Origin of the sequence: Paenibacillus sp. FSL R5-0749, from assembly GCF_038595085.1 — a bacterium.
Taxonomy (GTDB): Bacteria; Bacillota; Bacilli; order Paenibacillales; family Paenibacillaceae; genus Paenibacillus.
The window spans coordinates 3,954,001-3,966,511 of record NZ_CP152005.1; the positions used below are offsets into that span (position 1 = coordinate 3,954,001).

At 40.4% G+C, this 12,511-nt stretch carries 17 protein-coding genes; 1 reads left to right on the plus strand and 16 read right to left on the minus strand.

All coding sequences use genetic code 11. From position 1 onward, the window contains the following. On the minus strand, positions 1–807 hold the full coding sequence (locus MKY85_RS17425; RefSeq protein WP_342570328.1) for a hypothetical protein: 807 nt from the start codon (positions 805–807) through the stop codon (positions 1–3). A 211-nt stretch (positions 808–1,018) separates the two neighbouring features. Between MKY85_RS17425 and MKY85_RS17430 the strand changes: the two genes are divergently transcribed. Beyond that, positions 1,019–1,690, plus strand: a complete 672-nt coding sequence (locus tag MKY85_RS17430) for an SOS response-associated peptidase (RefSeq protein ID WP_342570329.1) — start codon at positions 1,019–1,021, stop codon at positions 1,688–1,690. 97 nt (positions 1,691–1,787) lie between these two features. Here the strand turns inward: MKY85_RS17430 and MKY85_RS17435 are convergent, their stop codons facing one another. The 15 genes from MKY85_RS17435 to MKY85_RS17505 all read right to left on the minus strand — a co-directional run bounded on the left by MKY85_RS17435 (position 1,788) and on the right by MKY85_RS17505 (position 12,509). Further along, positions 1,788–2,387: a hypothetical protein gene (locus tag MKY85_RS17435; RefSeq protein ID WP_342570331.1), complete on the minus strand. Its 600-nt coding sequence runs from the start codon at positions 2,385–2,387 to the stop codon at positions 1,788–1,790. Between the two features lie 5 nt (positions 2,388–2,392). Further along, positions 2,393–2,893: a hypothetical protein gene (locus MKY85_RS17440; protein WP_342570332.1), complete on the minus strand. Its 501-nt coding sequence runs from the start codon at positions 2,891–2,893 to the stop codon at positions 2,393–2,395. After that, positions 2,894–3,688, minus strand: a complete 795-nt coding sequence (locus MKY85_RS17445) for a TIGR04255 family protein (protein ID WP_342570334.1) — start codon at positions 3,686–3,688, stop codon at positions 2,894–2,896. It abuts the gene before it with no gap. A 421-nt stretch (positions 3,689–4,109) separates the two neighbouring features. Beyond that, positions 4,110–4,985 carry a peptidoglycan recognition family protein gene (locus MKY85_RS17450; protein WP_342570335.1) on the minus strand — a complete coding sequence of 292 codons (876 nt, stop codon included), beginning with the start codon at positions 4,983–4,985 and terminating at the stop codon, positions 4,110–4,112. Continuing rightward, positions 4,982–5,251 carry a phage holin family protein gene (locus tag MKY85_RS17455; protein WP_017688007.1) on the minus strand — a complete coding sequence of 90 codons (270 nt, stop codon included), beginning with the start codon at positions 5,249–5,251 and terminating at the stop codon, positions 4,982–4,984. The genes MKY85_RS17450 and MKY85_RS17455 overlap by 4 nt, the downstream gene beginning before the upstream one ends. A gap of 3 nt (positions 5,252–5,254) precedes the next feature. Beyond that, positions 5,255–5,557: a hemolysin XhlA family protein gene (locus MKY85_RS17460; RefSeq protein ID WP_017688006.1), complete on the minus strand. Its 303-nt coding sequence runs from the start codon at positions 5,555–5,557 to the stop codon at positions 5,255–5,257. Between the two features lie 40 nt (positions 5,558–5,597). Next, positions 5,598–5,792 carry a hypothetical protein gene (locus MKY85_RS17465; protein WP_342573414.1) on the minus strand — a complete coding sequence of 65 codons (195 nt, stop codon included), beginning with the start codon at positions 5,790–5,792 and terminating at the stop codon, positions 5,598–5,600. A 155-nt stretch (positions 5,793–5,947) separates the two neighbouring features. After that, the gene (locus MKY85_RS17470; RefSeq protein WP_342570338.1) at positions 5,948–6,673 is read right to left on the minus strand and encodes a hypothetical protein; all 726 of its coding nucleotides are present in this window, start codon (positions 6,671–6,673) and stop codon (positions 5,948–5,950) included. Positions 6,674–6,676: 3 nt separating this feature from the next. Beyond that, the gene (locus MKY85_RS17475) at positions 6,677–7,249 is read right to left on the minus strand and encodes a copper amine oxidase (protein WP_342570339.1); all 573 of its coding nucleotides are present in this window, start codon (positions 7,247–7,249) and stop codon (positions 6,677–6,679) included. Positions 7,250–7,288: 39 nt separating this feature from the next. After that, entirely contained in the window at positions 7,289–9,490 is a 2,202-nt protein-coding gene (locus tag MKY85_RS17480) for a phage tail spike protein (protein ID WP_342570342.1), read from the minus strand. A gap of 12 nt (positions 9,491–9,502) precedes the next feature. Next, positions 9,503–10,024: a hypothetical protein gene (locus MKY85_RS17485; protein ID WP_342570344.1), complete on the minus strand. Its 522-nt coding sequence runs from the start codon at positions 10,022–10,024 to the stop codon at positions 9,503–9,505. A 55-nt stretch (positions 10,025–10,079) separates the two neighbouring features. Beyond that, complete coding sequence (locus MKY85_RS17490; RefSeq protein WP_268745236.1) at positions 10,080–10,211, minus strand: hypothetical protein; 132 nt, start codon at positions 10,209–10,211, stop codon at positions 10,080–10,082. A 50-nt stretch (positions 10,212–10,261) separates the two neighbouring features. After that, the gene (locus MKY85_RS17495) at positions 10,262–10,702 is read right to left on the minus strand and encodes a hypothetical protein (RefSeq protein ID WP_342570346.1); all 441 of its coding nucleotides are present in this window, start codon (positions 10,700–10,702) and stop codon (positions 10,262–10,264) included. Between the two features lie 9 nt (positions 10,703–10,711). Beyond that, positions 10,712–12,055, minus strand: coding sequence for a pyocin knob domain-containing protein (locus MKY85_RS17500; RefSeq protein WP_342570348.1), 1,344 nt, complete (start codon positions 12,053–12,055; stop codon positions 10,712–10,714). Positions 12,056–12,068: 13 nt separating this feature from the next. Then, positions 12,069–12,509: a hypothetical protein gene (locus tag MKY85_RS17505; RefSeq protein ID WP_342570350.1), complete on the minus strand. Its 441-nt coding sequence runs from the start codon at positions 12,507–12,509 to the stop codon at positions 12,069–12,071. Positions 12,510–12,511 lie beyond the last annotated feature (2 nt).

Genomic DNA, 12,511 nt, shown 5'->3' on the forward strand with positions numbered 1-12,511 from the left:
TTAATATTCGCTCACTTCAAACGTTAGAACTCGATCAAACAGGATGTAGTCTTTACGACTCTTAAACGGTCCTTTGTTATTATCATGCTTGTCGATTGCATAAGATGCCTTCCCACTCCCAGTTTGTTTGGCTTCATACCAATCAATGAAGTTATTTACCTCCAGCATGCTTAGGTCAAACTCTTTCTCCAAGCCAGTAGTCATTGTAATTACTAGCATCGCGCGGGTACCTGATGGTTCTTGTGGATCTGAGCCAGGCTCTGGTTGTGGCTCGGGCTCTTGCTTAGGAACTCCATAGACATTAAATTCACTAACTTTAATCCCGATATTAACGTTAGGATTTGTCAACGCAACATAACGAACACCTTCTATTGTCTCGGATTCATGAACCATACCATCAATGGCAGTGTCCCAAACAATTGGTATATATTTTCCCTCAGAATCAAAAAACGTAATACTTGCACGATTATCTGCTTTTAATATGAATGAGTAAACTTTAACCTCAGTATCAAACTTGTAAACTACCATCGCTTGGTTGTATGTAGTCTTTGAAGGGTTATTCATGGCTAATGTATTGGAGGTAGCTTCATTGTTATCAGTAATTAACTTCGCATAATCAGTAGAAGTATCATAATCACTTAAATTGGTACTAAAGTTTGTTGGTTTTAAGAATTTAAAAACTTTGTTGTCCAATAATCCTCCTGTATAATCTGTAGCAGCTTTTACTTCTGTTTGGAAAAGAGCTCCTGTAGAAATTAAAAATGCAACAAGTAAAATTCCTACCTTTCTAATAAACAACTTTCTCATAATCATTCCTCCACATCTTTTGTTTCAATCTCGTAACAAGATACACTGATCTTATAAGTGTGTCTAAACATAAACTTGCTGATCTATAAATATCATCTAATTTATTGCATTTTTATTTTATTTTGGATACGCATCTCCACAAATTACCCGTTTCTATTCTTAAATATTTGAGTAAAATTACATATTATAGAGTCTCAAAGGAGGCATTATCATGTGCGGAAGATTTACAATCACTGATCCCTTAGACGCGATAATGGACAGGTACTATGCTTCTATAGCTGATGGGTTTGAGTACAAACCTAATTACAATGCAGCACCCATGCAAAACATTCCCACGATCATCGGGAGCAAAGACGGCAATCGATTGGGTGCACTCCGATGGGGATTGGTTCCCGTTTGGGCTAAGGATGACAAGATTGGTAATAAGATGATTAACGCTCGGGCCGAGACACTAGCAGAAAAGCCAGCCTTTAAACGTCTGATCAGCTCTAAGAGGTGTATTATACCGACGAATGGATTTTATGAGTGGCGTAAGGAAGGAACGGAAAAGCAACCAATGCGTATTCTGATGAAGGATGACAGTCTATTCTCGCTGGCTGGCCTGTACGATACCTGGACAGATCCGGATGGAAACAAATTGAGTACGTGCACCATCATTACAACGGAACCAAATAGCCTTATGGAGGATATCCATAATCGTATGCCGGTCATCTTGCGACCTGAGGATGAGGATGAGTGGCTTGGGAGAGATAATGATAATTTTCAGTCACTACTTGGTCTGCTTAAGCCATATCAAGCTTCTGAGATGAGAGCTTATGAGGTGTCGAAGGAAGTTGGTAATGTGCGGAATAACAATGAGGATTTGATTAAAGAAGTAGGTTGAACAAAAAGAGCAGTAAGGTTATTCCTCCTGCTCTATTTTGCACGCTAAATTAGTAAGGAATACTTTCCCTTGACTCTTCTTTTTTATTTAACATTATTTATAAGATAATTTCTTTTTCATCAATAAGCACATCAATTGGCAATCCTATACGATTGAAATTCCGTGCATATGCCTGTGCTAAATGTTCTCTATATGGAGGTAACAAGCGTAATCTTTCTTCTTTCTTCTTTTTTTCCAGTGTACTTGCAACCTGAACAGGTATATAAAATGTCTCCCGTAATAAAACAACACTGTACTCTAACCCAACATTACTGTCCTGAAATGAATTTAGAAGATAATAATCAAGGTAAGTACCTTGCCTTATTTCATTTATGAGCTTTTGTTTTTTTTCTTTTTGTTTCGAAGTTAGTTTTGCTAAGTCAACCCCAGGTATTTCCTTTTCCATTAATTTCTTTAGTGTGACACTTAAAGGTTCTATAGGACAGATAGCTAAATTAGAAACCTTAGAGTTTTCTAAATCACATGCTTGTGTAACCACTATAGACTTACTAATTTTCCCACGTGCAATTTTATAGAATGGATCTTCTTCAGAGTATTGCATCATCGGAACAGGTAAATCCAGAAGAATATCTCCTTGAGATAAATCTGTCTCATAGTTTGTTTTTAAATACCATTCGTATCCACTGGTTGTGCTCACAATCTTCACCCTCGCTCCAAGAAAACTATATCTTTTATACTCGAACTAGAAACAGGAGACTCCTTCAATTTGTTACTACTGTCTGTCACTCCAAATGTAAGATATCCTAAGTCCTCTGTGTCATCAAAAACTTCAATTATCTCTGGTTCGTAAGTATGGTAAGCTAGTTTTTCGACATTAGGAGCGCTCTGACTTTTCAACTGGCGTTCCACTTCGACCGCCTCCATTTTAGAATCCGAATTGAAAAAAGTACTTGAATTTCTTATATCACCTAAACCATACTCATTAGCATTAGTTATTTTAACCTTGAGATCGGTCTGTTCTGAAATAGTTGGAACGGATCCAATTGCTATGGACAATCCAAGCGCAACCAACTTGTTCCAGTACTTTCTTTTATCTTGTGGTTTTTCAATAGTGTACGTGTTAGTAAAAGTATTTGTAGTATTTGTAGTACTTATAGTATTCACTGTCAAATTAGATGTGCTATTTGTTAATGTTAAATCCAATTATTCAAACCTCCCCTGAAGTTCACCTGATATTGAGGTCAAAAACCAACGATCAATAACACGGTGTGCCCCATCAACCCAAACTTTAAAATCTTTTTCAACATCCATTTCGTCAACATTTGATCTAAATGTTAATTCCCACATTAGCTTCGATTCCCCATTAACCTCTCCGCTCGCAAAACTGATTAATAGTTCGCCTATAGGATCTGAAGACTTAAATGCGACCAAATAACTCATACCAGGTATGGATTTGGATAAATTAGTTGCATCAAAAAGACTTTGATCATAATTAATATTTATTTTTAATTTACCAAGTAATTCATGAATGTCTTCCTTCTCGAAATCAAAATCAATCGCATTGATGTACCTAAGTTGAAGTTGAGTTATGATTAAATCTTCTTTTTTGGGATGTAGTTTATAAAGATTGTCTACTAATTGAATTGAACGAGTGTGGAAATTATCCCATTCGTAATTAAGGGCTTCATTTAGAGTAAGTATTCCTGGACCTATTTGCACCATAGGCCACGAGTGGTTGTCTTGTGTAAACCTATGTTGCACTTGGTGAGTTGCAAATTCTTCTGGTATACCTGCATGAGGTAGTTCATGATATTCTGGATATCCTGTGTTTAAAAGATGATCGTACATTTTTGCGAAGAAAATTTTGTGAAATTCATCAGTTTTAAATGGTTGTAGGTTACCACCGCCTAAATTAATATTCTTAGGATAATCTTTTTTAGTTGTCCACTTAATCTCCAGCACCGTCTCTAATAGCGGCTTGTTCTTTAAATTTTTCATACAACCTCCGAGTAATACACCGATTTAGATATAAATATGTCCTGTATACAGTCATTTTAATCTTAATTAACCTAACTCACAAGCAGGAATAAAGCTATTAACCCAAATTTAACAGTGTATTACTCATCAGCTCTATTCAATTGTACTGTAACTTCAATGAAATGATGATGTTTTTACGTATGATTTTGGGATGATTTTGGAATAACTAAAGTAGCTCTATAACTTTTTTTTATATAGCATTATTTCTGCACAACCTTAGCAACCTCCGACTCCAGAGCTTTCACAAGTGATTCGCTGTCGTCCCGATCGCTATTAACTGTGATATTTGGCGTGATAAAAGCTTGTGATTGCGGTTTCGGAATCTTGTCTAACTTCCCCCCCCGCTTTGTGAATTTTAGCACAGCAATTACATCTCATTTTATTATTGGGATTGTGATTTAAATCCAACTTCTTTGCGGTAGTTGATGACCAATTGCCGCCAGAAGTCGTAACTTCCTTTGCTGTCAGCGATATAAGGCTTGTAAAACTCATAAGCCGATTCTGCCCATTTAGGACATTCCATGTTCTCCTTAGCCTTCTGAACTGCGATCCACTTAGCCTGAGATTCAACAGTAGCCTTCAGTTCCTCCATTTGTTTCTTTTCTTCTGATGTCATTGGATCTCCATCCCCTTCTTTAATTCTCTTGAGTTCAGTTTTGATAGCTGGAATGAATCCTCGTTCAGCAGCAGATCGTGTATTCCCATCACCGAAAAATTTGGTTCCGGGACAAGTCTTGCTGGACTTGCCTTTTTGATAATCACCTAACCACGCTCCAGAATCCGTGTACCAGGCGTGATACACAATATGGGATGTATCAATAGGTATGTTTAGTTTGAATGCGAGACAAGCATATAGGTGGACTACGGCTTGTTTCTGAGCCGCTGTCATCGTGTCTCCACCTTGATCAAAGTTACCTATGATCTCAATACACAAAGCACCTGTATTTGCTCCCTTGATTCCCGCAGGCGTTTTATTGAGATTCCGATCTAAACTGATAGCGATACGTCCATCCTCAAGTACAGTTATGTTCTGACCTGTACCGGACCATCCCTGTGACAGATGGTACGACCTCATTCCCTCAAGACATTTCCAGACATCCTGTTTAGCTATTCCGTTAACCATCTGACGGGTAGAATAATTGGGCGCAGCCGTATGATGGACTTGGAGCTTGTATATGCTTCTTGTTATCTTCTGTTTGTCGAGCCACCGTTTAAATTCGGATGGCTCCAGAAGCAAGAAATTCCCCTTTGAGATCATGACTGTTCAGTTCCTTTCTTCGCTTGCTTAATCACCTGGTTACCAAACACCGCAAACGCTCCAACCAATATTCCTTGGATAAGCGATTCAGGAGACCAGCCAAGCGTCCAACTTGTAATAACAATAGCGAATGCAGTCACGATAAAAACAATGGTCCAGTCCGGAATCTTCGGGATACGTTTTATGCCAATACCAAGTACCCAGCATGCAGCCAATACAATAAATAACTTAGGATCAATAAGTGAAAATACAGTACTCCAATCCATGTGCTATACGCCTCCCGTTTTCAAAATTAAAACAATGGCTCCAATAGCGATACCAATTAATGTTGTAGCAATAGTCCTCCACAACCAGGTCTGAGCATTCTCGATCTTATCGAGCCTGTGATGGGCCGATTTAGTGGATTGCATAGCTTCCTTTGCCAGATCTCGTGTAGCTTCCAACGTGGCAGCCATTGCCGGTACTCCTTCAAGTGTCTTTTCCATTCGGGCCAATTGAACTTGGATACCCATAAGAACTTTTGTAGTCTCTTCCACAACACTGTTCACCTCACTTATAGTTGTGTCAGTCAAATGAATCCCCCATCTCTCTGTTCAGGAAACATTTCCTGACCTATTCAATAGCTTCCGCGTTCTCTTTTTGTTCTTGAATCTCAACCGCTGCCAGTGCATTACCGATCTCCAAATCTAAGGCTGTCAGAATTTCTTTTTGATTAAGTGGATGTGAACTAAGAACTGCAGAGATTACCTGGGTCAATTCTTCAACCGGTTTATTCAAATCCAGTTCAACTTGGAGTGTATGTGTCATCTTTGCCAAGACCTTTCCTCCTCTCTATACGAAAATAAGCCCTTTCCAATTAAGGAATAGGGCTTCATGAATTTATTATCTTTTATCTTTGCTACGTAATGGCTACGGATTTTTAAGTTGAAAATAAAAAAAGAGCCCGCATATAACGGACCCATTTAATTACCTATGAACTTTTTGAAATCTAATTCGTATACTGCGTAGTCGTCTTTCCCATTGTAAAGAAAAAGCACTTCCGCAGATTTATCGAAGTCAATTTCTTCTCCGACAGAGAACACAGCATAACCCTCTTCTCTGGTGTATCGTTTACTTGTAGGAGATAGATCATCGTCATATGACACATTCGATTTAATTGAACTGGATTTATATCCATTTGATGCAGGTTGAATTACAGTTTCGCCTTGCCTTAAAACAACGTGAAATTGTTTGCTTGTATCATAAATGTCTTTATAAGCAGTTGTCTTGAAAGAGATAACATTTTCAATTACATCTGATTTTGCTTCTTCAGCAGTATAAGTGTTCATCTTTTGCGATGCATCATAGGCTTTCTGTACAATAATTGATTGTGGACTGTAAAGTGAGACAAATGGTGGGTACTCTTTTGCTTTTACAAGAGCATTCTCTTTCAATGGAAGTCTAAGACTCTTCAAATAATTGTAATAGTCGTACCCTTCAAATCCTTCAGCCTTTCGAATGAGCGAGTCTATAACAAAGGCGCTAGGATGGTAAAACCGATCAAAGGTAGTGATATCTTTCGTCTCAGTCACACTTGCATTAACATCGTCCTGTTTATTCAACGACTTGTCAATAATTGCAATTCCAATAACCAAAACTACTGACGCTATTATAGACCAGAATATAATGTTTCCTTTTTTAGTATCCATAAATTACTGGTCAGCCAACTTCAACGCTTCATCAATTAGTACTAATTCCTTCTCATATTTTTCAATGTCCTCTTTATACTGCGCAAGTTGTTTTTCTTTTGCAGCAACTGCATCATCCGCACCGAAAGTTTTTAACTCTTCGATATCAGCTTGGATTTTATTTTTACCTTCAATTGTTGGATATAATATGTTGGCTAAAATACTTGCTTTAAGTTGTTCTAAACTACTTTTTGTATCTCCAATGTACTTGTTATTGACATTCACTTTTGTATCGATCACTACATTTTGATCAGTCTTAGAAACTGATGTTATATTAATTGTCTTCCCTTCCACTGATACATCAGCCCCCAATGCTTCAGACAAGGCGCGAGCCGGAACGTTAGCTTTAGAATCAATTACAGCTCCCTTGTCAGATAATTTTTTCCCATCAACTACAATTGTATATTCTCCTGTAACCTTTTTCCCAACAAGCGATTTGACCTGATCCGCAAACGCCCCTGCGGTTGTCGAAAAAACTATTCCTATAATGATACCACCAGCGATATATGCGACTTTATGAGCGAACTTCTTCATCATTCTACCTCCGTAATGGTGCAATTTACCTATTATGATACATTACGGTGTTGATGTTGGGAAGGTCCCTCCCCAATTTGTAGCATTAGAAAGTCCGTGGTTATGAGTTGGCAAGGTTACACTGTGACTATGATTGTTGAACAAGCGAGTGAGATTATCTATATCTGATTGTAAATTTGTTAATCTCTGTCTCAATCCGCTTACATCATCTATAGTTAGTGTCAATCCACTAGTCTGTCCACTAAAAATCACACGACCATATAGCCTTATGGGATTGCCCGTATTATTTGATCCAAGAAACAGGTTGTTACTGAAAATAGTCAATTGTCCGCTTGAGTCATAAGAATTAATTTCCCCTACTGACGACCCGTTAGCGTCTCTCCAAATTATTGCTGCTGATGTTGCATCCTCTGTAGTAGCAATTTGAATACGTACTCTATTACCAGCATCATATGAACGGAATCCCACAGAGTCTTGCTCAATTCGTCTACCACTTGCTGCTGTCCGAATTAAGGCCCCTGTAATTGTACCCCCATTAATATTTGTTCCTGTAATAGTGGAAGCTGTAATTGATCCAGAGAAGCTCGCACCTACTGCGGACATAATCCCGCCCGAAGTAACTGTAAACATCCCATTGCCTACGTTTATGGAAGAACCCACGATTGCCCCGTTTTTAAAGTTGGAATATTCAATGGTGGCATAGTTGGCGGTTAAGCTATTCGCAATCAGATCGCCCTTCATGTTTAGTCTGAAAGGTGCGCTATTAAATGACGATGCTCCTGCTGCAATACCGTTTGTATTGATCTGTACAATGTCCTCACCATTACCAATCAGCATAGAGACAAAGTTACCGAGTTGACCTATAACTTGCTCCGCCACAACTCCCCGCGCTGTGATTGCTGCTCGTATCGACTTCCAACCATCAGTAGATATCCCAAGTCCTTTAGAAGTGAACCTGACTTGCTCCAAGGGATTCGTTTTCTCCTGCGCTAATATACCGCCTTCTGGTGGATAGATCAGCTCGGTTTTACTGTTGTTGATGTCAATGACTGCTTGCTTGGCGAATGATTCAAAGACATCCGTCCGGATCTTCCCGTTTGAAAACAGGTTGTTGGTGATGTTCTTATTTCGTTCCAGGTCACTGATAATATCATCGTAATCTCTTAAATTGATATTGGAGATCGTCGGTTCAGCATGCTTGTCCATACTGTATGGATACTCAGTGAGTTCAGTGATGCGAGCTTTCATCCGGTTCATACCCATATCTGGATCGATACACATGACATCATCACCTAAATGAGGTTTCGGTTCTGTGTGGTCGATTTTAAATAAGTCTGCCGTGGATATGGTTGCCTCCAGAGAAACAACCTCCTGCTCAAGTAGAGCCTTACGTGTAGCCTTCAGCAAGTCCTCTGCTTCTTCGATATCTTGTTCAATAATTTCTCCATCGTAAAATGGAACCGATTCACTCGCCCAATATTGAGCAAAAGGAGATATGAGATAGTTGACTGCGAGTTTACCATTCACAATCGTTCCTGGTATGCTCGACAATAGACTTCTTTCCAGATCCGTCAGTAAAGACGCATCCATACCGATGAATGTCCGACCATCCTTCATTTGAGCAAACATCCGGGTAACAAGGGATTCGCCTTTATCCTTGAAGGAACTGGATACGATATTCTTTTTCAGCCGATACTGCAAGCCATGGTCTGATCCTATTCTCTTCTTGAGATTAATCACAAAATTGTCGGGTTCTACCTCGCATTCATACATATCGACGATCTTATTCAGAGCTTCAAGACAAGTTCCTCGTCCGAAATCCTTAACGTCATGTAGATCAAACGTATCGTGGATAACGAATGTAAATCTCCCACCTGTAGCTTTTGTAATCAATTCAGTCAGCTCGTTGAGATGTACGCCATAAGCCTCGTCGATGTATGAAGTATAGGGAAATTTGAAGTCATTCAGCTTAAACATAATGTGGTTGCAATAGATTGAAGCAATTAGCTTTCGACCTTCACGGGACCGGCTCCGGGACTGAATGACATAAAATTGGCCACGTTCGTCTTGAACGTGGCCTTTGATTGCTATTTTTTCGCGGTAGTCATCTGAGGTCATTGGGACCATAAATGTTACCTCGTAATCACTGTTAATACGTCTTCTTCGTTGTATATCTGAACTATCAACCAACGTTCCTACACGCCGGAGGTTCTTATCGAATACTTTCATTGTTGGATTAGGCATGATTCACCCCGATCAATACAGGAATTTGTCTCTATGTGTAACACGGATCAGAACGTTTCTTCCTGTTTCAGGATCTGTCCATGTAAGATTGTTTTCTCCAAGGTTTAAGTCAAAGAAATCACCTTCGAGCAAGTGCGAAGCATTCACTCCGTTTTGCGTTATCTTATACGTATTAGCATCAATAATAACTTGATCACCTGGTTTAAATGGTCCTGTGAATTCAAGGAATTCCACATGGTACCTACTCCCTTTGGCAACTGCTCCAAAACCGACATTCATGATAGCCCGTTTGGTAATCTCTCGAATGAAATCCGCCTTGGTGCCAGCAGCTACATCCATAACCGCCGCAAATGATAGTTCGCGTACAAAATCCCCTGCCGCTCCCGCATTGACATCCATAACCGCCGAACCCGTCATTTCCATCGTTGCAGCAGCTACAGCAGATCCTGAGATGTCAACAACTGCTCGGCCAAAGACGAATACGGATATTTGGCGGTTAAAGGCCATGCGGTTAAAAGCCCCTCTGTTAAACATGGCCTCCACCCCATTTGGACAAAATAAAAACACGCTCCGTTATTGGGCGTGCCGGTTACTTCTCAATCAGAAATTCAACTCCACTTTCGGTCAGAATAGCGTCAACTTGTGCACGGAGAGAAGTAGGAACTGTTTTGTACTCTGTAGTGCCGAAAATAATGCGTTGTGCAAAGAACATAGCTACCATGGTATCACCTCCTTCCAAGCGCATAAGCAGCCAAAATAGTGCACGCTAGATCATCCGTATACCTCTATGGCTATTTCAGCGATAACATCGTCAGTGAATGCAGCTCGTTCAGCAAGTGCCTTGCTCTGCGCCTTCAAAAGTGTGTTGTCCTGCATAAGCGCATCCACTTGTTCACTAAGTGCCGGACGCGGCTCTTGCGGCGTTTCTGGATCAGCAGGGTCTGGATATTCAAAATGCGGTTCCATTGTCTCCAGATTAATATTCGTAATTACACCGCCTGCATCATAATCAGATTCATAATCCCCATAATCAAATTGGAGTAACCCGACTGACTCAGGAACACGATCTCGTAAAGTTTTGTACGCCCTAAAGTCATCTTCTCTTGTGAGGATTGTCATCCCATCTCCACCCAATTGTTGCTGTATATACTGAAGCACTGCCCCGTTCAGAACATCATAATAAACTTTTGCACCCACATACGTTGGCATCATTCTCACTCCTTATCCTGAAGTCAATATGCCTCTGAAATAGATAGGCATTGATGAATCTGCGGTAGTCCCTGACCTAGAACCTCTTGCTACAAAACTCATTCTTCTAGTTGTATCCAGATTTTTCGTAGAACCATATGGTCCATTTTGACTATTCGTTGAAGTTGTGTCCCAATGATATACGATCTGTTTGTTTACAAAATCCACACGCCATGATCTGTAATAGTCGTACCCAATTGAAGGTTCAAAAAGTGTTAGATACTCACCATTGGAATCAAGAATCCCAAAAGATAATTTGTACATGCTATTAACTTTGCTCGAATAAGATCCCTGGTAATTAGACGTATAGAAATCGATGCCTGTAGCCCCGGCTGGGATATTAGCTATCAAAAAATCACTCAGATTTGCATCGCCAAGTTTCGGTGCCCAGTTTATCCCGAAATTTAATGTTTGTCTGTAATAACTTGATGTCTGTATCTGCCCAATCTTTGTAGCCAATTGCGGAAATGTATCGCTGCCTGATGCTGCTACTCCCTTGCCAGTGATAGCGGCTGCGATAGCATTTTTCCCATCACTGACAGAGGTAAAAAGGTCGACACTCCAAGGGTACCAGGTACCGTTATTGTAATTACGTTGATAAAATGTTTGAGTTGGCAACCCTGCACGGATGGCCCTTTGCATTAAAAATACTGGGACACCCGCGGCATTTTTCTGTGTTATAATTTCTACAAAAAATGTAGATGATGATGGTCCGTTTACAGCCGCTGGCACATAATAAAATCCCGTATCAACCAAGCTGTTCAGATCTGATCCAGACGGGAGTTGAATAGCTCCTCCATTTGCCTCAGTTAACGGGCGCTTCTGCCATGACAACTCATCCACATATAACTTTGAAGCTGATATTGCAGACAACCTTGCATCGTTAACCGCCTTCTCTGTAGGAGCTATATTCTCACGAGCACCGTCAATAGCGTTAGACAGTTGGACGATACCCTTATCTGTTAAAGATGCGTCCTGTGGCGCAGGGATGTTGTTCAGTCGTTCGTCCAAGTCTGCTATGTTGTCCCTGAATGTGTCGTGATCGTAAGCCGTAAAGTATCGGGCTAATTTTATTCCAGCTGCCCATGTTTTGGCGGTGCTCTCAAACCCTCTCGTTACACCTGTAACCTCGTTTTCAGATAATCCTGTATAAAGTACAGTTTCCGCTGATTCATCGGTGCCCAGCGTAAGTAGGTTAGGTGCAGGAGGTAATACCGAACCATCCAGTACCGTGAAGCTCGTCTGAGTATCGTCAATAGCCTGTGCCAGCTCCGTCTGCCTGCTGTTGACCGCTGCCGGATACATTGTTTCAAGCATCGTTCATACCTCCTTAGTTCAACCGGATCTCAACTTGACCCGTTAGGAATTTGAAAATGTCATTGTTCAAAATACTACGCGGTGTTTCGAGAGTCCCGAAATAATAAAGGTTCCCACCTGAAGCAGCGTCCCGCAGCCCAAAGTGTGTAACTGTGCCCCAATTGGCTGTCGCTACCGCAAAAGCTACATCTGCCGCAGATTTGACGGACATCTTTTGTATGTTATTCATCAATACACCCGTGATCGGGTTAAACTCTTGAACTGTAATTTGAGCAGGGTCGGCAAAGGTTATCACTTGCCTGCCATAACCTCCACCGGACACCTCTTGTCCCGTATCATTCCAGGTCGGATCGGAATTATAAAGAGCGACATATAGCCTATCTGGGAAAGTGAATTTTTCCCCTCTTGCTGATACATTCAATTGTTTGGTCGCTAAATACTTACTGATGTTCATTA